Origin of the sequence: Microcella alkalica (assembly GCF_014595885.1) — a bacterium.
GTDB lineage: Bacteria > Actinomycetota > Actinomycetes > Actinomycetales > Microbacteriaceae > Microcella > Microcella alkaliphila_B.
In genome coordinates, this window is the sequence record NZ_JABUKC010000003.1 from 500995 (window position 1) to 525047 (window position 24053).

At 71.8% G+C, this 24053-nt stretch carries 20 protein-coding genes; 6 read left to right on the forward strand and 14 right to left on the reverse strand.

What is annotated here, in order from left to right:
- Positions 1-26 precede the first annotated feature (26 nt).
- Positions 27-2099, forward strand: coding sequence for a sensor histidine kinase (locus tag ID804_RS10140; RefSeq protein WP_169078927.1), 2073 nt, complete (start codon positions 27-29; stop codon positions 2097-2099).
- Here ID804_RS10140 and ID804_RS10145 read toward each other — a convergent pair.
- From ID804_RS10145 to dnaK, 4 genes are read right to left on the reverse strand one after another with little or no spacing between them, the layout of a single operon-like run.
- Positions 2096-2512, reverse strand: a complete 417-nt coding sequence (locus tag ID804_RS10145) for a heat shock protein transcriptional repressor HspR (RefSeq protein WP_169078925.1) — start codon at positions 2510-2512, stop codon at positions 2096-2098. The two genes, ID804_RS10140 and ID804_RS10145, sit on opposite strands and share 4 nt — an antisense overlap.
- Before the next feature lie 39 nt (positions 2513-2551).
- Positions 2552-3514: a DnaJ C-terminal domain-containing protein gene (locus ID804_RS10150; RefSeq protein WP_169078923.1), complete on the reverse strand. Its 963-nt coding sequence runs from the start codon at positions 3512-3514 to the stop codon at positions 2552-2554.
- Between the two features lie 7 nt (positions 3515-3521).
- Complete coding sequence (locus tag ID804_RS12245) at positions 3522-4226, reverse strand: nucleotide exchange factor GrpE (RefSeq protein WP_211161146.1); 705 nt, start codon at positions 4224-4226, stop codon at positions 3522-3524.
- A 2-nt stretch (positions 4227-4228) separates the two neighbouring features.
- The gene (gene dnaK, locus ID804_RS10160; protein WP_169078921.1) at positions 4229-6091 is read right to left on the reverse strand and encodes a molecular chaperone DnaK; all 1863 of its coding nucleotides are present in this window, start codon (positions 6089-6091) and stop codon (positions 4229-4231) included.
- A 497-nt stretch (positions 6092-6588) separates the two neighbouring features.
- Here dnaK and ID804_RS10165 point away from each other — a divergent pair, with 497 nt between their 5' ends.
- Genes ID804_RS10165 through ID804_RS10175 form a run of 3 tightly spaced genes read left to right on the forward strand, consistent with a single transcriptional unit; the run spans position 6589 to position 9441 of the window.
- Positions 6589-8025, forward strand: a complete 1437-nt coding sequence (locus ID804_RS10165) for an MFS transporter (protein ID WP_169078919.1) — start codon at positions 6589-6591, stop codon at positions 8023-8025.
- A 45-nt stretch (positions 8026-8070) separates the two neighbouring features.
- Positions 8071-8892: an isocitrate lyase/PEP mutase family protein gene (locus tag ID804_RS10170; protein WP_169078917.1), complete on the forward strand. Its 822-nt coding sequence runs from the start codon at positions 8071-8073 to the stop codon at positions 8890-8892.
- A gap of 51 nt (positions 8893-8943) precedes the next feature.
- Complete coding sequence (locus ID804_RS10175) at positions 8944-9441, forward strand: DUF2510 domain-containing protein (RefSeq protein WP_169078915.1); 498 nt, start codon at positions 8944-8946, stop codon at positions 9439-9441.
- Between the two features lie 16 nt (positions 9442-9457).
- Here the strand turns inward: ID804_RS10175 and treZ are convergent, their stop codons facing one another.
- From treZ to glgX, 3 genes are read right to left on the reverse strand one after another with little or no spacing between them, the layout of a single operon-like run.
- On the reverse strand, positions 9458-11248 hold the full coding sequence (gene treZ, locus ID804_RS10180; RefSeq protein ID WP_169078913.1) for a malto-oligosyltrehalose trehalohydrolase: 1791 nt from the start codon (positions 11246-11248) through the stop codon (positions 9458-9460).
- Entirely contained in the window at positions 11245-13671 is a 2427-nt protein-coding gene (treY, locus tag ID804_RS10185; RefSeq protein ID WP_169078911.1) for a malto-oligosyltrehalose synthase, read from the reverse strand. Before treY ends, treZ begins: the two co-directional genes overlap by 4 nt.
- Positions 13668-15875, reverse strand: a complete 2208-nt coding sequence (glgX, locus tag ID804_RS10190; protein WP_169078909.1) for a glycogen debranching protein GlgX — start codon at positions 15873-15875, stop codon at positions 13668-13670. Before glgX ends, treY begins: the two co-directional genes overlap by 4 nt.
- A 131-nt stretch (positions 15876-16006) precedes the next feature.
- On the opposite strand from glgX, the gene ID804_RS10195 reads away from it, so the two are divergent.
- Complete coding sequence (locus ID804_RS10195; RefSeq protein WP_188219191.1) at positions 16007-16288, forward strand: hypothetical protein; 282 nt, start codon at positions 16007-16009, stop codon at positions 16286-16288.
- Here the strand turns inward: ID804_RS10195 and ID804_RS10200 are convergent.
- The 6 genes from ID804_RS10200 to ID804_RS10225 are packed head-to-tail and all read right to left on the reverse strand — an operon-like array spanning position 16251 to position 21318.
- Positions 16251-17114 carry a prenyltransferase gene (locus ID804_RS10200; RefSeq protein ID WP_169078905.1) on the reverse strand — a complete coding sequence of 288 codons (864 nt, stop codon included), beginning with the start codon at positions 17112-17114 and terminating at the stop codon, positions 16251-16253. The two genes, ID804_RS10195 and ID804_RS10200, sit on opposite strands and share 38 nt — an antisense overlap.
- Positions 17111-17428 (reverse strand): lycopene cyclase domain-containing protein, encoded by a 318-nt coding sequence (locus tag ID804_RS10205; RefSeq protein ID WP_169078903.1) that lies wholly within the window; start codon positions 17426-17428, stop codon positions 17111-17113. Before ID804_RS10205 ends, ID804_RS10200 begins: the two co-directional genes overlap by 4 nt.
- Positions 17425-17790: a lycopene cyclase domain-containing protein gene (locus ID804_RS10210; protein WP_317451259.1), complete on the reverse strand. Its 366-nt coding sequence runs from the start codon at positions 17788-17790 to the stop codon at positions 17425-17427. The genes ID804_RS10205 and ID804_RS10210 overlap by 4 nt, the downstream gene beginning before the upstream one ends.
- Positions 17787-19361 (reverse strand): phytoene desaturase family protein, encoded by a 1575-nt coding sequence (gene crtI, locus ID804_RS10215; RefSeq protein ID WP_169078901.1) that lies wholly within the window; start codon positions 19359-19361, stop codon positions 17787-17789. Before crtI ends, ID804_RS10210 begins: the two co-directional genes overlap by 4 nt.
- Positions 19358-20251, reverse strand: a complete 894-nt coding sequence (locus ID804_RS10220) for a phytoene/squalene synthase family protein (protein ID WP_169078898.1) — start codon at positions 20249-20251, stop codon at positions 19358-19360. The genes crtI and ID804_RS10220 overlap by 4 nt, the downstream gene beginning before the upstream one ends.
- The gene (locus ID804_RS10225; RefSeq protein WP_317451260.1) at positions 20248-21318 is read right to left on the reverse strand and encodes a polyprenyl synthetase family protein; all 1071 of its coding nucleotides are present in this window, start codon (positions 21316-21318) and stop codon (positions 20248-20250) included. The genes ID804_RS10220 and ID804_RS10225 overlap by 4 nt, the downstream gene beginning before the upstream one ends.
- 21 nt (positions 21319-21339) lie before the next feature.
- Here ID804_RS10225 and idi point away from each other — a divergent pair, with 21 nt between their 5' ends.
- Positions 21340-21876, forward strand: coding sequence for an isopentenyl-diphosphate Delta-isomerase (gene idi, locus ID804_RS10230; RefSeq protein WP_169078896.1), 537 nt, complete (start codon positions 21340-21342; stop codon positions 21874-21876).
- 6 nt (positions 21877-21882) lie between these two features.
- Here the strand turns inward: idi and ID804_RS10235 are convergent, their stop codons facing one another.
- Entirely contained in the window at positions 21883-24036 is a 2154-nt protein-coding gene (locus ID804_RS10235; RefSeq protein WP_169078894.1) for an ATP-binding protein, read from the reverse strand.
- Between the last annotated feature and the right edge of the window lie 17 nt (positions 24037-24053).

Sequence of the window (24053 nt, forward strand, 5' to 3'; positions counted from 1 at the left end):
GGCGCTGCCGGGTCTAGTCTCAGCCCATGAAGCCCATTCAGCAAACTGGGGCTGCTGCGGAGGGCGCCGGTCCGGCCCTCGTCGCCCCGACGCTCATCGGTCGCTCCCGCACGTGGAGCGTGCCCGTCCAGGTCGCCGTCATCGGCGGACTCTCGCTCCTCAGCTTCCTGGTCGGCTTCGCCTCGCTCTCCCTCACGCCGCCCGGAGCCGGTGTAGCGCTGTGGTGGCCGGCCGCGGGCATCGGCGCCCTCATCTACCTGCTCTACCGCGGCCCGCGCTGGCAGGTGTTCCTGCTCGTCAGCGCCGTGGGACTGCTCTCGAACCTCGCCGTCGGGCGGCCGCTCAGCTTCGCGCTCACCGGGGCCGTCATCCTCGTGGTGGAGCTCGTCGTCTTCGTGCGCGTGCTCGGCCCGCAGACCGAGGGCACCCTCCTGGCCACGATGCGCGGGTTCGGGCGATTCCTGCTCGCCGTGCTCGCCGCCGTCGTGACGATCGGCATCGAGGGCGCCGTCACGCTGTGGTGGCTCGCCGGGCTCGACCCCGTGCGCTCGTTCGTCTCCCTCGTGCCCTCGCACGCCTCGGCGCTGCTGCTCATCGTGCCGATCGCCCTCGTGCCGCTCGCGCTGACGCGGGGCGAGCGGCGCCTCCGGGCGGCGCGCGTGATCGAAGGCGTGCTGCAGCTCACCCTCACGATCGCGCTCGCCTTCGTCATCTTCTCGCCGCTGCTGCCGGTGCCGCTGCTGTTCACGCTGTTTCCGCTCTTCGCGTGGGCGGCGTCACGGTTCACCCCGGCGTTCGTGGTGAGCGAGCTCATCGTCGTCGCCGCGATCGTGCCGACCGTCGCCGTGCTCAGCGGCGGCCCGTCAGCCGTCGCGCAAGGCGTGCCGGCACCCGGCATCATCGTGCAGCTGTTCATGCTGTCGGCGGCGATCACGACGCTCTTCCTCGCCGTCGTGCGCAGCGAGCGCGAACTCCTCGCGGAGGACCGCGAGCGACGCGCCGCCCTCATGCGCGGAGGGTTCCTGGGCGCCCAGGTCGGCTTCCTCATCGTTCGAACCGCCGCGGGCCGACCGCTGCAGGTGCTCGAGACGAATCCGACGGCCGCCGAACTCGTGGAGCGCGGCTGGCTGCCCGAGATCGTCGGCGACTGGCTCGACGAGCCCGGCGGCGACCTCAGCCGCGAGCTGACCCTGCCCGACGGCCGCACCTGGCAGGTCTTCGGCAGCCTCGTGCCCTCGCCCCGCGGGGAGCGCGTGGCGGGCATCCAGCTCGTCGATGTCAGCGACCACGCGGCCGCGCGCGAGGCGATGGCGCACGCGATCGACCGCGAACGGGCCGTCGCCGACGAGCTGCGCGCGCTCGGACGGCACAAGGACGACTTCGTCTCCGCTGTCAGCCACGAGCTGCGCACGCCGATCACGAGCATCCTCGGCTTCGCGGAGGATCTCGACGAGCTCGTCGACGACCGCGGCCGCGAGCACACGGAGGTCATCGTGCGCAACGCCAACCGCCTGGCCGGCATGGTCGAGCAGCTGCTCGAGCTGGGGCGCATGACCGCCCCCAACCCGGTGCGCTCGAGCGGCGCCGTCGACCTCAACCGCGTCGTCGCCGAGGCGGCGCAGGATCAGTGCCGCACCGCCGGCACCGTGCAGGTCAGCATCGACCCGCGGCTGGCGGAGGCCGACCCGCTCGTCATCGGCGACGAGAACTCGGTCGCCCGCGTCATCATGAACCTGCTGTCCAACGCCATCAAATTCACGCCCGCCGGCGGCTCGATCGTGCTCACGACGAGCATCGACGGGGCCGAGGCGGTGCTCACCGTCGACGACTCCGGCATCGGCATCAGCCTCGCCGACCGCGAGCACGTCTTCGAGCGCTTCTACCGCTCGAGCGACGAGCAGAAGCTCACGGCGCCGGGCACCGGGCTCGGGCTCGCGATCGTGCGCTCGCTCGTCGAGCTCATGGGCGGCACGATCGACGTCGGCGACTCACCGCTCGGTGGCACGCGCTTCACCGTGCGGCTGCCGCTCGCCGAGGCGGGCGTCGCGGCACCGACAAGCGACGCCATCGGCGCTCCGGCGAGCGCCGCGACCGCCTAGCTGCGGCGCAGCGGCCGCCAGACGACGAGCTGGTTCGCCTTCTGCGTGCGGGTGCCCGCGCGCAGGGTGACGACCTCACCCTCGGCGCCGGCCGCGAAGACGCGACGGCCGGGCTTGGCGAGCAGCTCGTCGGCGAGGGCCGACTCGAGCTCGCGCACGCGATCGCGCAGGGCGCGGTTCTCATTCTCGAGCTCGAGGATGCGCCGGATGCCCTCGAGGTTGAGCCCCTCGGCGCCGAGCCGCGCGATCTCGCGCAGCTGCACCACGTCGCGCATCGAGTAGCGCCGGCTCTGGCCTGCCGTGCGGGTGGGCGACACCAGGCCGAGGCGGTCGTACTGGCGCAGGGTCTGGGGGTGCATCCCCGCCAGCTCGGCGGCGACCGCGATCGCGAACAGCGGCGTGGTCTCGTCCATCAGCGCGCCCCCTCCCGTCGGCCCGGTTCCATGATGCGGCTAGCCCCTGGCCCTGGCGAGCAGGTCGTCGCGCGGATTCTCGTCGCCGAGCGCCTTCGCGAAGGCCTCGAGCTTCTTCTTGGCGTCGGCGCTGAGGTTGGCGGGCACCGCGACCTGCACCGTGGCCAGCAGGTCGCCCGTGCCCTTCGCCGTCGTGACGCCGCGGCCCTTCACGCGCAGCACGCGCCCGCTCGGCGTGCCGGGGGCGACGCGCAGCTTGACGGTCTCGCCGCCGAACGTGGGCACCTCGATGGTCGCCCCGAGCGCTGCCTCGTGGAAGGTCACCGGCACGTCGAGCCGCAGGTCGAGCCCGTCGCGCGTGAAGACCGGGTGCTTGCGCACCGAGACCGTGAGCACGAGGTCGCCCGGCTCGCCGCCGGTCATGCTCGGCTCGCCCTTGCCCCGCAGGCGGATCTTCTGCCCGTCGGCGACCCCCGCTGGGATCTTCACCGACAGCGGCCGCCCGCCGGCGCGCTCGAGCTGCACGGTGTCGCCGTGAATGGCGGTGTCGAAGTCGAGAGTCACCTGCGCGGTCTGGTCTCGGCCCTTCTGCGGGCCCCGCGAGAAGCCGGATGCTCCGCCCGCGCCGAACTGCTGGCCGAACATGCTCCCGAAGATGTCTTCGAAGCCACCCGCCTGCGCGCGTCGACCGCCCCCGCCGCCGAACATGCCGCCGAAGACGTCCTCGAAGCCGCCAGGGGCGCCACCCGCCGTGAAACGGGCGCCCGAGCCCATGGCGCGCAGCTGGTCGTACTCGGCGCGCTCCTTCGGATCGGAGAGCACCGCGTACGCCTCGCTGACCTCCTTGAAGCGCGCCTCGGCGGCGGCGTCGCCGGCGTTCGAGTCGGGGTGGTACTGACGAGCGAGCTTGCGGTACACCTTCTTGAGCTCGGCGTCGCTGACGTCCTTCGAGACGCCGAGCACCTTGTAGAAGTCCTTGTCGAACCAGTCGTTGCTGGCCATGCGACCCCTACCCCTCTGGCGTGAAGACGGCGACCTTGGCGGCGCGGATCAGCCGCTCGCCGAGCACGTAGCCGACCTCGACCACATCGCCGACGACGTTGCTCGTGACGTCGGGCTTCGGCAGCTGCACGAGCGCTTCGTGCCGGGTCGGGTCGAACGGCTCGCCGACCTCCCCGACCTTCGCCAGGCCGTAGCGCTCGAAGCCGGCGCGCAGCTTCTGCGCGACGAGCTCGAGCGGGCTGCCGGCGAGGTCGCCGTGCGCTTCGGCGCGGTCGAGGTCGTCGATCGCGGGCAGCAGCGTGCGGATCACCTCGGCGATGACCGCCTCGCGGTTGGCCTGCCGGTCGCGCTCGACGCGCGTGCGGAAGTTCGCGAGCTCCGCCTCCGCGCGGGCGGCGCGATCGCGGTACTCGGCGATCTCCTTCTGGCCGGCCTCGGAGAGGATGCGGTCGATGTCGGCGTCGAGGCTGGCGCCCGACTCCGAGACCTCGACGTCGGCATCCTCGACCGGGAACAGGTCCTCGATCGTCTCAGCGTCGGTCGGGGCGCCGTCCTCAGCGAGGGGGGCCGACGCGTCGGCCTCCCCCGCCGTGGGCTCCGAACCGTCGACGGGCAGGTCGGTGACCTTGCCGGTCTCGTCGTCGACACGGCGCCGACGCTTGATGACGGGCTTCTGCTCGTCGCCGCTGTCGTCGCGCTTGCGGGCCGCCATGACTACTTCTTGTCCTTGTCGTCCTCGTCGTCGACGATCTCGGCGTCGACGACGTCCTCATCGCTCGAGCTCGAGCCCTGCTCGGCGCCGGCCGTGGCATCCGTCTGCTCGTTCTGCGAGGCCGCGTAGATGGCCTCGCCAAGCTTCGTCTGCGAGGCGTTGAGCGTGTCGTAGGCGGTCTTGACCGCCTCGTCATCGGTGCCGGCGAGCGCCGTCTTGAGCGCGTCGACGTCGGCCTGCACCTCGCTCTTGACGTCGTCGGGCAGCTTGTCGGCGTTCTCGCTGATGAGCTTGTCGATCGAGTACGCGAGCTGCTCGGCGCTGTTGCGCACCTCAGCGGCCTCGCGGCGCGCCTTGTCCTCGGCCGCGTGCTCCTCGGCCTCGCGGATCATGCGCTCGATGTCCTCCTTCGCGAGCGACGAGCCGCCCGTGATGGTCATCGACTGCTCCTTGCCGGTGCCCTTGTCCTTCGCCGACACGTGCACGATGCCGTTGGCGTCGATGTCGAAGGTGACCTCGATCTGGGGGATGCCTCGCGGAGCCGGCGCGATGCCGGTCAGCTCGAACGTGCCGAGGTTCTTGTTGTCGCGCGTGAACTCGCGCTCGCCCTGGAACACCTGGATCGCGACCGACGGCTGGTTGTCGTCGGCGGTCGTGAAGGTCTCGCTGCGCTTCGTGGGGATGGCCGTGTTGCGCTCGATGAGCTTGGTCATGATGCCGCCCTTGGTCTCGATGCCGAGGCTCAGGGGGGTCACGTCGATGAGCAGCACGTCCTTGCGCTCACCCTTCAGCACGCCGGCCTGCAGGGCGGCGCCGACGGCGACGACCTCATCCGGGTTCACGCCCTTGTTGGGCTCCTTGCCGCCGGTGAGCTTCTTCACGAGGTCGGTGACGGCGGGCATGCGGGTCGAGCCGCCGACGAGCACGACGTGCGCGATGTCGCTGACCTTCACCCCGGCCTCGCGGATGACGTCCTCGAAGGGCTTGCGGGTGCGCTCGAGGAGGTCCTTCGTGAGCTCCTCGAATTTGGCGCGCGTGAGCGACTCGTCGAGGTTCGCGGGGCCGTTCTCGGTGAGCGAGAGGTAGGGCAGCTGGATGTTGGTGCTCATGGAGCTCGAGAGCTCCTTCTTCGCCTGCTCCGCGGCCTCCTTAAGGCGCTGCTTGGCGATCTTGTCGTTGCTGACGTCGACGCCCGTCGTCTCCTTGAAGCGCTGGATCAGGTAGCTGACGATGCGGCCGTCCCAGTCGTCGCCGCCGAGGCGGTTGTCACCGGCGGTCGCGCGCACCTGGATGGTCGAGAAGTCGTCGTCCTTGCCCACCTCGAGCAGGCTGACGTCGAAGGTGCCGCCACCGAGGTCGAAGACGAGGATGAGCTCGTCCTCCTTGCCCTTGTCGAGGCCGTACGCGAGGGCGGCCGCAGTGGGCTCGTTGATGATGCGCAGCACGTTGAGGCCCGCGATCTCGCCGGCCTCCTTCGTGGCCTGGCGCTCGGCGTCGTTGAAGTAGGCCGGCACGGTGATGACGGCGTCGGTGACGCTCTCGCCGAGGTACTGCTCGGCGTCGCGCTTGAGCTTCGCGAGCGTGCGGGCCGAGATTTCCTGCGCGGTGTACTTCTTGTCGTCGATCTCCTTCTTCCAGTCGGTGCCCATGTGGCGCTTGACGGAGGCGATCGTGCGGTCGACGTTGGTCACGGCCTGGCGCTTGGCGGTCTCGCCGACGAGCACCTCGCCATCCTTCGTGAAGGCCACGACCGACGGGGTCGTGCGGAAGCCTTCGGCGTTGGCGATGACGGTGGGCTCGCCACCCTCGAGCACGGAGACGACGGAGTTGGTGGTTCCGAGGTCGATTCCGACGGCACGGGCCATGGGGATTGCTCCTTCTGAGATCGGGTGAGCGACAGAACTTGAGTCGCGCACTGTCAAGTTTGAGATGACGGATGCCCCGTGTCAAGTCGAGCGCCGGAAACTTGCGCCGCTCTGGCTCAACACTCAGGCGCGGCGGCCCGCGCACGACCACGGCCGGCGCACACCCTGCGCACGCCGCTGCGCCGCAGGGGCAGCGCGCTCCCTGGCGCCCCTTCGGCGCGACGACGACAGCCGCACACCCTGCGGTTCACGGCAAGCACCACGCCCCGCAGCGCAGTGCATGCCGTGAACCGTGGTGCGTGCAGCTGGCGCTCATGGCCGAACGTGCGCGCCAGACACGGTTCCGGGCACGCGGCACGCCCCCGGCGCAGCGCGTGCCCGGAACCGTGCCGCGCGGCAGGCGGGGGCGACACGGCCCGCGCGCCCCCGCTGACGCTCGCCGAACACGCGCACGCGCGCGTCACCCGCTGTTCGCCCGCCGGGGCTACCGTGAGCGCATGAGCGACGACCTCGCCGGCGACGACGCCGGCCTCGTGCAGCCTCCGCCCACGATCGCCCGCACGGGCGCGGTCGCCGCGGCAGGGCTCGACCTCGACCCCGACCGCGTGGTGCCGAAGCGGCAGATCCGGGCGTGGGCGCTGTGGGACTGGGCGACGCAGCCCTTCAACACGGTCATCCTGACCTTCATCTTCACGGCGCTGTACCTGACGACGGAGGCGTTCCTGCCGGCCGACATCGTCGCGCTCGGCGAGGACGACCCCGCCTACGTGGCTGCGCTCGACGACCTCGCCGCGGGCCTGGGCCTGGGCATCACGATCGCCGGCCTGCTCATCGCCGTCGTCGCGCCCGTACTCGGTCAGCGGTCGGATGCCGCGGGCCGCCGCAAGGTCTGGCTCGGCGTCTCGACGGCCCTGCTCGTCGTCTGCATGGCGCTGCTCGTCGTCGTCGAGGCCGACCCGGCGTTCTTCTGGCTCGGCGTCTCGCTCATCGCCGCCGGCTCGGTGTTCAGCGAGATCGCGGGCGTCAACTACAACGCGATGCTCGTGCAGGTGTCGACGCCGACGACCGTCGGGCGCGTGAGCGGTCTCGGCTGGGGCTTCGGCTACCTCGGCGGCATCATCGCGCTCGTGCTCGTGGTCGTCGCGTACGCGTTCGACTGGTTCGGCCTGCCGGAGGACGGCGGCCTGCCGTTCCGCCTGGTCGCGCTGGGCTGCGCGATCTGGACGATCGTCTTCTCGATCCCGATCTTCCGGCACGTGCCCGAGGCGCCCGCCCCTCCCGGTCGGGAGCGCGTCGGCTTCTTCCGCTCCTACGTGCTGCTGGGCCGCGAGATCGCCCGCATCTTCCGCGAGAGCCGTCAGACGTTCTGGTTCCTGCTCGCCTCGGCCGTCTACCGCGACGGGCTCGCCGGCGTCTTCACGTTCGGCGCGGTGCTGGCGAGCATCTCGTTCGGCTTCGGGTTCCTCGAGGTGGTCGCGTTCGGCATCGGCGCGAACCTCATCGCGGGCGTCTCGACGATCATCGCCGGGCGCTTCGATGACCGGTTCGGCGCCCGCGCGGTCATCCTCTTCGCCCTCGGCGGGCTCGTCGTGTCGGGGCTCGTGGTGTTCGCGCTCTCCGGCCAGGGCAAGCTCGTGTTCTGGATCTTCGGCCTCGCCCTGACGGCCTTCGTCGGCCCGGTGCAGGCGGCGAGCCGATCGCTGCTCGCGCGCGTGACCCCGGCGGGGCGCGAGGGCGAGATCTTCGGCCTCTACGCGACGACGGGTCGCGCGGCGAGCTTCCTCGCCCCCGCCCTCTGGACGGCCTTCATCACGTGGTTCGGCGCGACGATCTTCGGCGTGCTCGGCATCGTCGTGATCCTCGCCGCGGGCCTCGTGCTCATGCTGTTCGTGAAGCCGGGCGCCCACGCGCAGCTCGGCGACCGCGCGGGCTAGGCGCCGCACCGCGCGGAGTCGCCGCGGTGCTGGCAGAGTGAGCGCATGACCGACGCCTCGACCTCCTCTCGCCCCTCGACCGCCGAGAAGGCGGCGCTGCTCGCGTCGCTGCACGTGCCCGGCGACCCGCTCATCGTCGTCAACGTGTGGGACGCCATCACGGCCCGTATCGTCGCCCGCACGCCGGGTGTGCGCGCGCTCGCGTCGGCGAGCCACGCGGTCGCCTTCGCCCACGGCGTGCCCGACGGCGAGGGCATGACCGTCGAGATGGCGCTCTCCGCGGCCGGCCGCATCACGGCATCCACCGATCTGCCCGTCAGCATCGACTTCGAGCGCGGCTACGCGCCCGACGCGGCCGGCGTGCGCGCGAACGTCGCGCGCCTCATCGAGACGGGCGCGGCGGGCCTCAACATCGAGGACTCGCTCGCCGGCGCGCGCAGCGAGCGCCGACCGCTCGCCGAGGCGGCCGCGCGCGTCGCCGCTGCCCGTGCGGCCGCCGACGAGGCGGGCGTGCCGCTCGCGATCAACGCCCGCACCGACACCCTCGCCGGCTCCCCCGACGCCTGGCAGGAGGCGATCGACCGCGCCAACGCCTACGTCGACGCCGGCGCGACGAGCGTGTTCGTGCTCGGTCTGCGCGACGAGACGATGGTGGCGGATGCGGTGGCCGCCGTCCGCGCGCCGGTCGCCGTCTTCGCGCACCCCGGCTACATCTCGCTCGCCCGTCTGGCGGAGCTCGGCGTCGGGCGCATCTCGTTCGGCCCGCAGATCCTCGGCCTCACCCTCGCGCGCCTGGCGGCGACGGCCGAGCAGCTCACGGCGCGGGGCGAGTACCCGGCCGAGCTGGCGACGCCGTACGAGCTGTAGCGGCCGTCGGCCCGAGCCGATGACCAGCCGGGGCGCGCGAGAATCGGGGGCGTGAGCATCCCGTACCCCGACGACGACGAGGACGACCTCGACGGCGCGCGCCCCGGCTGGCAGCCCGACCCGGAGCGCCCGGGCTTCGAGCGCTGGTTCGACGGCGAGCGCCTCATCGGCCCGAGCGCGCGCGAGCCGCAGCCGTTCTCGGCTCTGAGCCCGGCGGCCGCCCGCTCGATGCGGCCGGGGCCCAACCGTGACGCGCACGTCGCCCGCGTCGGCATCGCGCTGACGCTGCTCGGCTTCGCGGGGCAGTCGGTCGCGGCGAGCGGGCTCGTGCGGCTGCCGGGGCTCGACCAGTCGACCGTGCTGCTCGCCGGTCTGGCGCTCGCGGCCGCGCTCGCCGTCGTCACGGTCGTCTTCGCCGCGCGCGGGCTGCGGCGCGCGCCGCGCCTGGGCGGTCGGGCGATCTGCACCCTGGCCCTCGGAGTCGGCATCGTGCTCGGTCTCGCACCGGTGCTGCTGCTCGTCGCGATCGGCGTCGGCGGCGGGCTGTAGCGGGTGGCGGGCGGCGTCAGCCCTCGCGCGGCGCGCGCACGCGCACGACCGCCGCCGAGCGCGCCGGCAGCGTCAGCACGCCGTCGGCGAGCCGGGCATCCGCCGTCGTCGACAGCTCGAGGTGCGCCGCCTCGCCGACGTCGAACGACGCCTCCTGCCGCAAGGCGACGCACACGCTCACGATGCCGCCGTGGGGCGACTGGATGCCCGCCCCGCGATCGAGGCGGAACACCGCGAGCCCGTCATCGCCCTCGCCCGCGGCGAGGGTGTGCTCGAAGCGCGGGTCGGTGAGCTCGGGCAGCCGGCGCCGCAGCGCGATGAGCGCCCGGTGCAGCGCGAGCAGGCGCGCGTGGGCGGGCTCGTCGAGCTCGCTCCAGTCGAGCTTCGAGCGCTCGAACGTCGCCGGATCCTGCGGGTCGGGCACGACCGACTCATCCCACCCCATCTTCACGAACTCGGCCAGCCGCCCCTCGGCGGTGGCGCGGCCGAGCTCAGGCTCGGGGTGCGAGGTGAAGAACTGCCATGGCGTGCGCGCTCCCCACTCCTCGCCCATGAACAGCATCGGCGTGAACGGCGAGGTGAGGTTGAGCACGGCGGCGACGGCGAGGTCCTCCTCGCCGAGGGACTGCGAGAGCCGGTCACCGGCCGCGCGGTTGCCGATCTGGTCGTGATCCTGCGCGAACGTCACCAGGCGCCACATCGGCACCTCGGCCGGGATGGGGTAGCCGTGCGCACGCTCGCGGAACGACGAGTACGACCCGTCGTGGAAGAAGCCCTGCGTCGACGTCTTCGGCAGAGCATCCGCCGTCGCGAAGTCGGCGTAGTAGCCGCTCGCCTCGCCGGTGACGGCGGCGTGGATGGCGTGGTGGTGGTCGTCGCTCCACTGCGCGGTGAGGCCGTAGCCGCCGGCCTCGCGCGGAAGGATCAGCCGCGGGTCGTTCATGTCGCTCTCGGCGATGAGCGTGAGCGGGCGGCGCAGGTGGGCCGAGCGTGCGTCGGTCTCCTCCGCCATCGCCTGCAGGATGTGCTGCGGTGAGTCATCGACGAGCGCGTGCACGGCGTCGAGCCGCAGCCCGTCGACGTGGAAGTCGTCGAACCACATCGCCAGATTGTCGAGCACGTAGCGCCGCACCTCCGGGTGGGCGACGTTCACCGAGTCGCCCCACGTGTTCGCCGCTCCCACGCGCAGGTACGGCCCGAACCGCGGCAGGTAGTTGCCGCTCGGGCCGAGGTGGTTGTAGACGACGTCCTGGACGACCCCGATGCCGCGCGTGTGGCACGCGTCGACGAAGCGGCGGTAGCCGGCCGGGCCGCCGTAGCCCTCGTGCACGGAGTACCAGAGCACGCCGTCGTAGCCCCAGTTGTGCGTGCCGTTGAAGCCGTTGACCGGCAGCAGCTCGACGAGGTCGACGCCGAGGTCGACGAGGTGGTCGAGCCGCGCGATCGCGCCGTCGAAGGTGCCCTCGGGGCTGAAGGTGCCGACGTGCAGCTCGTAGATGATCGAGCCGGCGAGCTGGCGGCCGCGCCAGTTCTCGTCGAGCCAGTCGTAGGCGGCCGGGTCGTCGAGCGCGCTGAGGCCGTGCACGCCGTCGGGTTGCCGGCGCGAGCGCGGGTCGGGCAGCGGATGCTCGTCGCCGTCGAGCAGGAACCCGTACCGGTCTCCGTCGGCGAGGGCTCCGATCGCGACCCACCAGTCGCCGTCGACGCGAGTCATGGCGACCCGCTCCGCGCTGCCGGCGCGCACGCGGTGCAGCGCGACCTCCTCGGCTCGGGGTGCCCAGACTCGTGCGTCAGTCAACTCGCTCATGCCGCGTCATCCTGCTCGACCTCCACGAGCAGGGCAACGGGGTAGCGCTCGAGCACGTCGGCCAGTCGCAGCTCGCCGCCGGCGTAGCGGCGACCGGTGAAGGCGTCGACGACGGGGCGCTGCGGCAGCACGACCACGGTCTCGCCCCAGCCCCCGCGCCGCTCGAGCCCGACGGGCAGTCGTGTGGCGATCGCGACGGCGCCGCCGCGGTCGAAGACGAGGGCGTGGTCGGCGGCCTCGCCGATCGCGGGCAGCGGCGCGTAGCGGGTGAAGAGCTCGGGCCGGTCGCGGCGCACGCGGAGGGCGCGAGAGGTGACGAGCAGTTTGGCGGCTCCGTCGGCGTCGACCTCGGGCATCCACCCCGGGGTCTCGCTCGGGTGCTCGCCGTCGATGCGCGCGAGCAACTCGCGCCGCAGAGGGTAGTCGACGGGGCGGCGGTTGTCGGGGTCGACGAGGCTCGTCTCCCACAGCTCGCTGCCCTGGTAGACGTCGGGCACACCGGGCGCGGTGAGCTGCAGCAGCTTCGCCGTCAGCGAGTTCGACCAGCCGTACGGCGCGACCGTCTGCACGAATTCGTCGACGAGGTCGCGCAGCTCGCCCTCGCCGATGACGGCGTCGATCGCGTCGTGCATGCGCCGCTCGAAGGCCTCGTCGGGCTCCGTCCAGGTCGTCGAGGTGCCGGCCTCGCGCGAGGCCTTCTCGGCGTAGGCGTGGGCGCGGTCGGCGCTGATCGGCCAGGCGCCGACGAGCGACTCCCACAGGATGTTCTCGAAGGGCCCGTCGCCGATGGGGGCGCGCGAGCGCAGTTCGGCGAGCAGGCGCTCCCACGCCTCGGGCACCTCCGACAGCACGTGGATGCGCGCGCGGGTGTCCTCTCCGCGCTTGGTGTCGTGCGTCGAGAGGGCCGTGAGCGACGCCGGGAAGGAGCCCTGCCGCAGCGCCTGGCGGCGGTGGAACTCGTCGACGTCGACGGCGAACTCGGCCGGGTCGGCGCCGACCTCGGTGAGCGAGGCGAGGCGCGAGTAGCGGTAGAAGGCCGTGTCCTCCACGCCCTTGGCCATGACCATGCCGCTCGTCTGCTGGAACCGGCGCGCGACCGGTTCAGCCGGGTCGGCGAGCAGCGGCGCGAGCGCGTCGAAGGTGGCCGACAGCTCGGGGCGGGATGCTCGGGCCGCGGCGAGCGCCGCCTCGAGGTGCTCGGCCCCGACCGGCAGGTACGAGCGGTAGACGGGGAAGCACGCGAGCAGCTCGGCGAGCGCGTCGGCCGCCTCGGGGATGGCGTGCGGCAGCTCGCGCTCGAGGCGCAGCACCTCGCTGCGCAGGATCGTGTCGGCGATGCGCCGCTTCGTGCGGCGGATGAGCGCGTGCCAGTCGAGCGGCTGCGGCTCGTCCGCGCCGCCCGCCGTCGCCTCCTGCAGTCGACCCGCGGTCGAGGTCTCGGCGCGCAGGCGGGCGTCGAGCGCGTCGAGCGCCCCGCGCCCCGCCGGGTCGACGAGCACGCGGTCGATCGTCGCGAGCGCGTCGTAGCCGGTCGTGCCGGCGGCCTGCCAGAAGCTCGGCAGCGGCTCGTCGCCCTCCAGGATCTTCTCGACCCACACCGGCGCGTGGCCGGTGGCGGCGGCGAGATCGTCGAGGTAGCCGCCCGGGTCGAGCAGGCCGTCGGGGTGATCGACGCGGATGCCCTGCACGAGCCCCTCGCGCACCCAGCGCACGATCTCGGCGTGCGAGCGCTCGAACACCCAGGGCACCTCGACGCGCACGGCCGCGAGCGTCGACACCGCGAAGAATCGGCGATAGTTCAGCTCGGCATCCGCCCGGCGCCAGTGCACGAGCTCGTAGTGCTGGCGGTCGAGCACGGTGCGCAGCTGCTCGGGCGTCGCGGACGCTCGGTCGGCGACGTCGTCGGCCGAGCCCGCCGCGAGCGGGTACTCGGCCTCGTAGACGGTGACAGCGTCGTCGCCGAGCGTCACCTGTCCGGCCGCGATGACCGCGTCGAGCTCGTCGCCGAGCACGGGGATGCGCAGCCGGTCGCCGCCGAACGCCCAGTCGACGTCGAAGGCCTCGGCCATGGGCCCCTCGCGGCCCTCGCGCAGCAGCTGCCACCACCAGCCGTTCTGCCGCGGATCGGCCACGCCCATGTGGTTGGGCACGATGTCGACGAGCACGCCCATGTCGTGCTCTCGTGCGGCGGCGGCGGCGCGCGCGAGACCCGCTTCGCCGCCGCGTTCCGCGTCGACCGACCCGTGGTCGACGACGTCGTAGCCGTGCATCGAGCCGCGGGTCGCCTGCAGCAGCGGCGAGAGGTAGAGCCAGTCGGCGCCGAGCAGCCGCACGTAGTCAGCGAGCGCCGCGACGTCGTCGAGCCCGAACTCGGGGCTCACCTGCAGGCGGTAGGTCGACCGGGGCAGGGGGGCGGGGGTCATGCGGGGGTTCCCGTCGGGGTCGTGGCGGCGTCGATCGACACGGGCGCGAGCGAGAGCGCCACGGCGTCGTCGACGACGGGCTCGACGACGACGTGCTCGCGCAGCACGACGAGACTCATCGCCTCGAGCTGCATCGTGGCGCCGGCCTCGAGCACCGCGGCCGTGTCACCGAGGCCGCTCGTGTCGACGAGCCGCTCCCAGCGCGCGCCGTACTCGGCGGGCGGCAGCGTCAGTTCGATCGGCTCGGTGTGGGCGGAGAAGTAGACGAGGAAGTGCTTGTCGGTGATGCGCTCGCCCCGGGCATCCCGCCCCCGGATGCCCTGGCCGTTGAGGTAGATGCCGACGGTGCGGCCGAAGCCCGACTCCCAGTCGGCCTCGTCCATCGCCGAGCCGTCGGGCCGCAGCCACTCGATGTCGCGCACCGGCTCGCCCTCGCCGCGGCGCACCGGGCGGCCATCGAAGTAGCGGGTGCGGCGGAACGTCGGATGCTCGCGCCGCAGCCGCGCGAGCGACCCCACGAACTCGATGAGCGACTGGTCGGCCCGCGCCCAGTCGACCCACGACAGCTCGCTGTCCTGCGCGTAGACGTTGTTGTTGCCCTGCTGGGTGCGGCCCAGCTCGTCGCCGTGCGCGATCATCGGCACGCCCTGGCTCAGCAGCAGCGTGGCGAGGAAGTTGCGCACCTGGCGGGCGCGCAGGGCGAGGATGATCGGGTCGTCGGTCGGGCCCTCGACGCCGAGGTTGTACGAGCGGTTGTGGCTCTCGCCGTCGTTGTTGCCCTCACCGTTGGCCTCGTTGTGCTTCTCGTTGTACGACACCAGGTCGCGCATCGTGAAGCCGTCGTGCGCGGTGACGAAGTTGATGCTCGCGACGGGGCGCCGACCGTCGGCCTCGTACAGGTCGGCCGAGCCGGTGATGCGCGCGGCGAACTCGCCGAGCGTGCCCTCCTCGCCGCGCCAGAAGTCGCGCACGGTGTCGCGGAATTTACCGTTCCACTCCGTCCACTGCGGGGGGAAGTTGCCGACCTGGTAGCCGCCGGGGCCGATGTCCCAGGGCTCGGCGATGAGCTTCACCTGCGAGACCACCGGATCCTGCTGCACGAGGTCGAAGAAGGCGCTCAGCCGGTCGACGTCGTAGAACTCGCGGGCGAGGGTCGCGGCCAAGTCGAAGCGGAACCCGTCGACGTGCATCTCGGTGACCCAGTAGCGCAGCGAGTCCATGATGAGCTGCAGCGCGTGCGGGTGGCGCACGTTGAGGCTGTTGCCGGTGCCGGTGTAGTCGCGGTAGTACTGCGGCTCGTCATCCATGAGCCGGTAGTAGGCCGCGTTGTCGATGCCCTTGAGGCTCAGCATCGGGCCGAGGTGGTTGCCCTCGGCGGTGTGGTTGTAGACCACGTCGAGAATCACCTCGATGCCGGCGACATGCAGGGCGCGCACCATCGACTTGAACTCCTGCACCTGCTGGCCGCGGTCGCCGCTGGCGCTGTAGCCGTTGTGCGGGGCGAGGAACCCGATGGTGTTGTAGCCCCAGTAGTTGGTGAGGCCCTGGTCGACGAGGTGCTTGTCCTGCACGAACTGGTGCACGGGCATGAGCTCGATCGCCGTCACCCCGATGCGCCGCAGGTGCTCGATGATCGCCGGGTGCCCGATCGCGGCGTACGTGCCGCGGATCTCCTCCGGGATGTCGGGGTGCGTCTGGGTGAGGCCCTTGACGTGCGCCTCGTAGATGACCGACTGCGCGTAGGGGATGCGCGGGCTGCGGTCGCCCGCCCAGTCGAAGAACGGGTTGATGACGACGCCGAGCATCGCGTGCGGCAGCGAGTCGAGGTCGTTGGGTTCGTCAGGCGCCTCGAAGCGGTACGGGAAGAGCGACTCGTCCCAGTCGATCTGGCCGTGCACCGCCTTCGCGTACGGGTCGAGCAGCAGCTTGTGCGGGTTCGCGCGTCGCCCGGTCTCCGGGTCGTTCACGCCGTGCACGCGGTAGCCGTACAGCTGCCCGGGCTGCACGCTCGGCAAGTAGGCGTGCCAGACGAAGGCGTCGACCTCGATGAGCTCGACGCGCTCCTCGGTGCGGGTGCCGTCGTCCGCCTCCTCGATGAGGCACAGCTCGACGCGCTCGGCCGCCTCGCTGAAGATCGCGAAATTGGTGCCGTTGCCGTCGAACGTGGCGCCCAGCGGGTAGGCAGTGCCTGGCCAGGTGTGCATTGTCAAGCCCCCTCCGTTTTCGAGGGTTTCCCTCGATTCCTTGCGACTGGCCACCTAAGGTGTCGACCACTATGGGGGCCATCGGATACGTCGTTCACTACTTCGGGAACAGGTACATCGCCGAAACGGAGATGGCCCTGATCTTCCACCGTCGTGTGCGCGCCCTCATCGAGGCGGGCGACGGCGAGCTGGTCCCGCTGCGGCATACCGAGGGTATCGACCTGCTCTGGATCGCCGCAGAAGTTCCGTGCAGGCTGGAGGAGATCGACGTGCCGCCCGGCACCGACCTCGATGCGGCCCGTGCGCGATGGGGCCTGCGCTGTCACAAGTCGACGGCGACGCCCGCCGCCGCGAGGTTCAGCGACCCCGTGCCCGTCAGCGACCCAGTGGCCAGGCGATCAGCATCATCGTGACGACCGCCCCGGCGAGGAAGTTGAGCCACAGGAACCGCTTCCACCCGCGGTTGGCGTCCTCCGCCCGGTCGTCGGTGACGTTCCACCACTGCGCGGTGCTCACGGCGTAGGGCAGCGCGGCGAGCGCCGCGAGCGGGCCCGGCCACTCGGTGCCGAGCAGCAGCAGGCCCGCGAGCACGTACGACACGACCGCGAAGCGCACGGTCGCCCTCGCGCCGATGACCGTCGCGATTGAGGCGATGCCGCCCTCGCGGTCGGCGATGACGTCCTGCACCGCGCCGAAGGCGTGACTTGCGACACCCCAGAGGAAGAAGGCGGCGAGGATCAGCCACAGCTGCGGCGTGAACGTCGCCCCGCCGAGCACGAGCCCGTACACCGCGGGGCTCACGAAGTGGGTGCTCGAGGTGATCGAGTCGAGGAAGGGCTTCTCCTTGAAGCGCAGCCCCTTCGCCGAGTAGGCGACGACGGCGAACATGCTGATCGCGAGCACGAGCCACGACAGCGGGTCGCCGAGCACGACGAGCACGACGAGGAACGGCACGCACGACACGACCGCGGCGATGAGGGTCGTGCGGTGCACGCGCGGGTCGAGCAGCGCCCCCTCGACGCCGCCCTTGCGCGGATTGCGCAGGTCGCTCTCGTAGTCGAAGACGTCGTTGATGCCGTACATCGCGAGGTTGTAGGGCACGAGGAAGAAGATCGTGCCCACCCAGAACGCCACATCGAGCCGGCCCGTCGTCAGCAGGTACGCGGCGCCGAACGGAAACGCCGTGTTGATCCAGCTGAGCGGGCGCGAGCTCAGCAGCAGCTGGCCGAGGGTGCTCACGAGTGCTCATCCTGCCGCGGCGAGCGCCGAGGCAGCAGCTCCCACACCGCGGGCAGCAGCACGAGCGCCGCGACGGTGTACGCGAAGTCCTCGATCGGCGCGAGCCCGATGCGGATGCCGCTGATGAGCGCATCGTCGTAGGCGACGAGGCCCGTGCCGATGATGACGTTGTCGAAGATCGCGGTGAGCGCGAGCAGCAGCACGGCGGCGAGACCCGCCGCGCGCCAGCGCGGCGCCCGGCGCACGACGATCGCCGCGATCGCGACGAGGGCGACGACGCCCAGGAAGACGACGTTGAGGAGGGTGTAGGTCATCCGCCCGCCCCCTCACCGGTCGAGGCGACGGATGCCCGGCGCGACCACCGGCCGCCGAGCAGGTCGACCGCCGCCGTGTACGCGTTCATCGTGTTGTAGCTCAGCAGGGTGAGGAAGAAGACCTCCTCGATCGGCAGCTCCGGCCCGATGAGCAGCCCCGTCATGAACTCGGTCTGCCCGCGGAAGAAGATGCCGAGGGCGATGCCGAAGACGTCCCAGACGAGGAAGAACGCCACCCCGAGCGGCAGCACGACGGATGCCCGGCGCCAGTCGCGCCAGAAGAACAGCCCGAACCGGCGATCGAGCAGCACCATGCCCGTGATCGAGATCGCGAGCGCGATGAGGTAGCTGAAGCCGATCACGCTGCCGGCGCCGCGGCGGGTCGGCTCGCCTCGAGGGGCTCGGGCAGCGGCCCCGTCGACGTGTCGCCGCGGAGCCGCTTGACGAGCACCTCGGCGCTGATGAGGCACATCGGCAGGCCGATGCCCGGGATCGTCGACGCGCCCGCGTAGTAGAGGCCGCGCACCTTCTTCGAGACGTTGCCGGTGCGGAAGAACGCGCTCTGCTTGAGCGTGTGCGCCGGGCCCAGCATGCTGCCGCGCCAGGCGTTGAGGTCGGCGTGGAAGTCGCCGGGCCCGTAGGTGCGCCGCAGCACGATGCGCTCGGCGAGGTCGGGCGTGCGGGTCCACTCGGCGATCTGGGCGATGATGCGGTCGGCGTAGGCCTCGAGGCGCGTGTCGCCGTCGCCGTCGACGTCGCCGCGGCCGAGCGAGAGGTCGGCGGGTGCCGGCACGAGCACGAACAGGTTCTCGTGGCCCTCGGGCGCGACCGAGGGGTCGACGCCGCTGGGCTTGCAGATGTAGAGCGAGGCCGGCTCGGGCAGGCGCGTGCCCGGCCCGAAGATGGCCTCGAAGTTCTCGCGCCAGTCGGCGGCGAACAGCAGCGTGTGGTGCTCGAGGTTCGGCAGCTCGCCCTTCACGCCCAGGTACATCAGCAGGGCGCTCGGGCCGGGGTTGCGCGGCTCCCAGTACTCCTCCGGGTACGACTGGAACTGCGGCGGCAGCAGCTGCGTCTCGGTGTGGTGCAGGTCGGCGGCCGAGACGACGATGTCGGCCTCGATGATCTCGCCGCTGACGAGCTCGACGCCGCGCGCGGCGCTCGTGGCCTCATCGACGAGGATGCGCGCGACGGGCGCGCTCGTGCGGATGCTCGCCCCCTGCTGCTCGGCGACCGCGTGGATGCGCTCGATCAGCGTCGTGAAGCCGCCCATCGGGTAGAGCACCCCGTCGGCGAGGTCGAGGTGGCTCATGAGGTGGTACATCGCCGGAGTGTCGAACGGCGACGAGCCGAGGAACACCGCCGGGTAGCCCAACACCTGCCGCAGGCGCAGGTCGTCGAAGCGCCGCGCGACGTACGCGTCGAGGTTCTGCAGCAGCAGCTGCACGAGCTTCGGCGTGCGCTTGAGCACGTCGGTCGTCAGCAGCGGCCCGAACGACTGGAAGCTCGTGTAGAGGAACCGCTTCTTCGCCATCTCGTACGTGTCGAGGGCGGAGTCGAGGTAGCGCTCGAGCTTCGCACCCGCACCCGTCTCGATCGACTCGAAGAGGGCGACGTTCTCCTCCCGCGTCGCGGCGATGTCGGTCCACTCGTCGTGGCCCTGCGTGATGACGCGGTAGCCGGGGTCGAGCTGCACGAGCTCGAGCTGCTCGGCCGCGCTCGTGCCCAGCAGCTTGAAGAAGTGGTCGAAGACCTCGGGCATGAGGTACCAGCTGGGGCCCATGTCGAAGCGGAAGCCGTCCGACTCCCACGAGTAGGCGCGACCGCCGGTCGCCTCGCGCTGCTCGACGAGCGTCACCTCGTGGCCCTCGCGCGCGAGCAGGCCCGCGCTCGCGAGGCCCGCGATGCCGCCGCCGATCACGACGACGCGGCTCACGACGCCACCGCCTGACGCGCCGGCGTCGGCTGGGGCAGCCGGCCGGCGAGCACGCTCGCCGCGATGCGCAGCTTCACCGGGTCGGGCACGCGCACGCGGGCGCGCACGAGCTCGCTCGCGGGCGTGCGGCGCAGGCGTGCGGCCAGTTCGGCGAAGAGGCCCTGGGCGAGGGCGACGGCGCGACGGCTGGAAGCCGGGAGGTCGGGGAGGACGGCGGCGGACATCCGCAGATCGTCGTCGATGTCGTCGAGCAAGCGGTGCTTCTCCTCCTCCGTGAACGACTCCACGCGCACGCCCGGGAAGTAGCTGCGCCCGAGGGTCTCGAAATCGGCGGAGAGATCGCGAAGGAAGTTGACCTTCTGGAACGCCGCGCCGAGGGCCCGCGCGCCGCGGACCATGCGCTCATTCTGCTCGGGGGTCGGGGGCGCTTCCTGCAGGAACGCTCGGAGGCACATGAGCCCGACGACCTCGGCCGAGCCATAGACGTACTCGTCGAAGCTCGCCTGGTCGTGCTCGGTGTCGGTGAGGTCCATGCGCATGGAGTGGAAGAAGGGCTCGGTGAGCTCGCGCCCGAAGCCGACTTCGCGCGCCGTGCGGGCGAAGGCGTGCACGACGAGGTTCGCGCTGTAGCCCTGCTCCATCGCCTGGTTCGTGTCGGCCTCGAGCTCGTCGAGGTAGCGACCCGCCGCCGCCTGATCGAGGCCTGCCTCGGCGACGCCGCCGTCGACGATCTCGTCGGCGACGCGCACGAGTGCGTAGATGTTCTCGACGTGCTGGCGGATGCCCGGCCCGAGCAGGCGCGAGGCGAGGCCGAACGACGTCGAGTAGCGGCGAATCACGACCCCGGCCACCTCGTCGGCGGCGGAGTCGTACAGGCTCAAGCGCTTCATCGCACCCTGTTCAGGACGGTCTCGGCGACGGGGTGGAGCTCGTCGCGGAGGGCGGCGGGGATGTGCGGCTCGGCCAGGCGGGCGAGCGCGCGCTGGGCGTAGCCGCGCGCGAGGTCCTCCGCGAAGGCCTTGGCGCCGCACTGCACGAGCAGCAGGCGCGCCTCGATGGCCTGCTCGTGCGTGAGGTCGGGGTCGCCGATGAGCTGCTGCAGCCGAGCCCACTCGGGGGTCGAGCAGGCGAAGGCGATCATGACGGTGCGCTTGCCCTCGCGCAGGTCGCCGATCGTGGTCTTGCCGGTCGACTCCTCCTCGCCGAAGACGCCGAGCACGTCGTCGACGATCTGGTAGGCGATGCCGATCTCGCGCCCGAACTCGCCGAGCGTGGCGACCGCGGCTTCGCTCGCGCCGGCGAGCACCGCGCCGGCCTGCAGCGGGGTCTCGAACGAGTACACGGCGGTCTTCAGGCGTTCCATGGTCAGGATCTCGTCGACGAGCGGCGCCGCGGTCGCCATCGACAGGTCGACGTCGAGCAGCTCGCCCGCGGCGGAGGCGAACATCGCCTCGTCGAGGATGTCGAGCAGACGGTCGCGCATGGCGCCCGTGACGCCGCTGCGGTCGATGAGCCGGTAGGCGTTGAACAGGGCGAGGTCGCCGGCGATGACGGCGGCGGACACGCCCCGGTGCTCGGCGATCTCGACGCTCGCGCCGCGCCCGACGGCGTGGTCGCGGTAGGTGCCGGAGATGTTGGGGATGCCCCGCCGCACGAAGTCGCGGTCGATCACGTCGTCGTGCACGATGAGGGCGGTGTGCAGCAGCTCGAAGCTCGCGCCGACGTAGGCCGCGGCATCCATGTCGTCGCCGCCGAGCCCGGCGTATGCGGCCATGACCATGCGCGGCCGGAACCGCTTGCCGCCCTGCGTGTTGCGCTCGAGCAGACCCCAGAGGTGCTCGTACGACGAGCCGAGGGGGCTCGCACGCTTCTTGGCTAGGCTGAAGAAGCGCTCCAGCACAGCGTCGACCAGGGCTCCGCGTTGCGCGGCAACCGCCACCTGGTCGTGTCGATCCACCCGAGCAGACTAGCGGCACCCATGACCGGAAAGCCCGAGAACGTCGTTCTCCTCGCCGACGACGGCACGCCCGTCGGTCTCGCCCCCAAGGCGACGGTGCACACCACCGACACCCCCCTGCACCTGGCCTTCTCGTGCCACGTCTTCGACGAGCGCGGGCGGGTGCTCGTCACCCGGCGGGCGCTCGGCAAGGCCACCTGGCCGGGCGTGTGGTCGAACAGCTTCTGCGGCCACCCGGCGCCGGACGAGCCCTTCGAGCAGGCGATCGCCCGCCGCGCCGAGCGTGAGCTCGGGCTGCGCGTGCGCGACGTGCGCCCGGCGCTGCCCGACTTCCGCTACCGGGCGGTCGACGCCTCGGGCATCGTCGAGAACGAGATCTGCCCCGTCTTCACGGCGATCGCCGAGGGCGACCCGGAGCCGGCCGACGACGAGGTCGCCGAGTGGGCGTGGGTCGAGCCGGAGGCGCTGCGCTCGGCCGTCGGCGCGACGCCCTTCGCCTACAGCCCGTGGCTCGGCTGGCAGCTGGAGGCCTGGCAGGGCGAGTACCGCCCGGCCTGAGGCGGCTCAGGCGTGACCGGTGAGCGGCAGCGCCTCGTCGTCGGCCAGGCCCTCGGCGGGTGACGCCGATCGGGCGGATGCTCCGCCGAGGCCGACCGGATCCGCGAGCGCTCGCCGCTCGAGCTCGGCGTCGCGATCCCAGGGCAGCGCGACGCGCGCCGTGGTGCCCGTCGACCCGTCGGAGAGCAGCTCGACCGAGCCCGCGAGCCGCTGCTCGACGAGCGCCCGCACGATAGGCAGGCCGAGCCCCGTGCCCGGCACGTCGCGGTGCTGGGCATCCGAGACGCGGTAGAAGCGCTCCCAGACCTGGTCGAGCACGGCCGGCGGGATGCCCGGGCCGCGATCGGCGATCGTGATGACGGGGCCAGCGATCGTCGACTCGACGCGCACCGCGACGTGCTCGCCGTCGGGCGTGAACTTCACCGCGTTCGACAGGAGGTTCGCGAGCACGCGCGTGAGGTCCTGCGGCACCGAGCGCACCGGCACCGAGCCGTCCGCGGCGTCGACCTCGATGCGCACCGAGCGACCCGCCGCGAGCCCCTCGGCGTCCTGCGCGCAGTGCCGGGTGAGCGCGACGAGGTCGAAGGAGTGCGACGGGCGCGCCACGGCGTTCGCCGAGCTCAGCTTGCCGAGCTCGAGCACGTCCTCGATGACGTCGGCGAGGCGCCGGGCGTTGCGGGCGATGACCTCGCTCGCGACGCGCTCGCGCTCGCCGAGCGGCGCATCCTCCAGGTCCTCCACGAAGCCCAGGATGCTCGTGACCGGCGTGCGCAGCTCGTGGCTGACGGAGGAGATGAAGTCGTCCTTCTGCCGGTTGAGGTCGCGCAGACGCTCGGCGGCGTCGAGCGCGCGGCGCTCGCGCTCGTCGCGGGCGGTCACGTCGGTGAACACGAGCGTCATGACGGTCGTGGCCGCGACTCCCTCGTGGAGCCCGAGGTCGACGTCATACCGCCGGTCGCCCTGGTCGACCTCGACGCGGCCCGGCTTTCGGTCGTGGATGAGGGCGTCAAGCTCCGCGACCCCGAAGAGCGGCTGCCCCGGTGTCATGCGGAGCCCCACCACACCCCACGTGGGCGGCATCGACTCCCGACCGAGCGCGCCGAGCGCGGTCGCGTTGACGCCGACAACGCGAAGTCGGTCGCCGTCGGTCACCTCAGCGATGAGGATGCCCGTGTCGCTGTTAACAATGCCGCCCCGGAGGAGCGCTTCCCTGGCCCCGAGCTGCGTGACGACGTTCGCCCAGTCGTTGCGCGCCGCCGCGACGAACAGCGCGGAGCAGGCATGCACGATGAGGAACAGCTGCAGGATGAGCTGCGCCATGCGCGGATCCGTCTGGGCGACGTCGCCGATTGCACCGCCGCCCATGCCGACGAGGGTCGTCGAGAGCACGGCCACCACGATCAGTTCGATCGCGACGACGATGATCGGCAAGCGGAAGGCCGCCCACAGCAGCACCACGAAAGGGAGGAACGCCACGGGCAGGGCGTTGTCCGGCCAGAACACCCACGCGACGATGACGAACACGACGACGAGCTGGAGCACGATCTCAAGGCGCCGATGCCCGCGCACCGTTCGCCGACTGACGAGCGCTAGCGGGGCGATGACGAGCATCGCCGAGCCATGGGAAGCGACCAGGCTGAGGAAACTGGTCAGGAACGAGCCGCCGGCCACCATCGCGGCGGTGAGGCCGCCCAGCACGCCCATGACGACCGCACCGAGAACCACGGCGGCGACGAAGCGGGCGACGTCGCGCACGCCGTCCATGCGGGCCTCCGGCCCGCCGCGCGAGGCGAACTGCGCGACGACGAGCGCTTCGACCGCGTTGGCCACGCCGTAGCCGAGGGTGAGCCCGAGCTCACGGCCGAGCACAGCGTTCGCGACCACCGCGGCGAGGAACACCCCACCCGCGGCGACGGTGCGCGTGCCGCGCGACGCGAGCACGGCGATCACCGCGATGCCGGCAGCCGGCCACCACGGCGCGATCGGGGCGCCCGGTTCCCGTAAGGCGACGCTCAGCGCACCGACCACGCCGCCGGCCGCCAGGAGCAGCACGATCACGCTCCGTCGCACCAGCGGGGTCGCGAACCAGAGCTGCGTCACGATGCCGCCCTGACCCATCGCTGCTCCTTCCGCGACGCGGTCGCCGGAAAGGTCGAACACGTGTCACTCGTGAGACT

Bases quoted from the DNA above. Each gene is read 5' to 3' on its own strand.
- glgX (WP_169078909.1), bottom strand. From the start codon at position 15,875: ATGCACACCTGGCCAGGCACTGCCTACCCGCTGGGCGCCACGTTCGAC.
- idi (WP_169078896.1), top strand. From the start codon at position 21,340: ATGACCGGAAAGCCCGAGAACGTCGTTCTCCTCGCCGACGACGGCACG.
- ID804_RS12245 (WP_211161146.1), bottom strand. From the start codon at position 4,226: ATGGCGGCCCGCAAGCGCGACGACAGCGGCGACGAGCAGAAGCCCGTC.
- dnaK (WP_169078921.1), bottom strand. From the start codon at position 6,091: ATGGCCCGTGCCGTCGGAATCGACCTCGGAACCACCAACTCCGTCGTC.
- ID804_RS10140 (WP_169078927.1), top strand. From the start codon at position 27: ATGAAGCCCATTCAGCAAACTGGGGCTGCTGCGGAGGGCGCCGGTCCG.
- ID804_RS10170 (WP_169078917.1), top strand. From the start codon at position 8,071: ATGACCGACGCCTCGACCTCCTCTCGCCCCTCGACCGCCGAGAAGGCG.
- ID804_RS10205 (WP_169078903.1), bottom strand. From the start codon at position 17,428: ATGACCTACACCCTCCTCAACGTCGTCTTCCTGGGCGTCGTCGCCCTC.
- ID804_RS10150 (WP_169078923.1), bottom strand. From the start codon at position 3,514: ATGGCCAGCAACGACTGGTTCGACAAGGACTTCTACAAGGTGCTCGGC.
- treY (WP_169078911.1), bottom strand. From the start codon at position 13,671: ATGACCCCCGCCCCCCTGCCCCGGTCGACCTACCGCCTGCAGGTGAGC.
- ID804_RS10165 (WP_169078919.1), top strand. From the start codon at position 6,589: ATGAGCGACGACCTCGCCGGCGACGACGCCGGCCTCGTGCAGCCTCCG.
- ID804_RS10145 (WP_169078925.1), bottom strand. From the start codon at position 2,512: ATGGACGAGACCACGCCGCTGTTCGCGATCGCGGTCGCCGCCGAGCTG.
- ID804_RS10220 (WP_169078898.1), bottom strand. From the start codon at position 20,251: ATGAAGCGCTTGAGCCTGTACGACTCCGCCGCCGACGAGGTGGCCGGG.
- treZ (WP_169078913.1), bottom strand. From the start codon at position 11,248: ATGAGCGAGTTGACTGACGCACGAGTCTGGGCACCCCGAGCCGAGGAG.
- ID804_RS10195 (WP_188219191.1), top strand. From the start codon at position 16,007: ATGGCCCTGATCTTCCACCGTCGTGTGCGCGCCCTCATCGAGGCGGGC.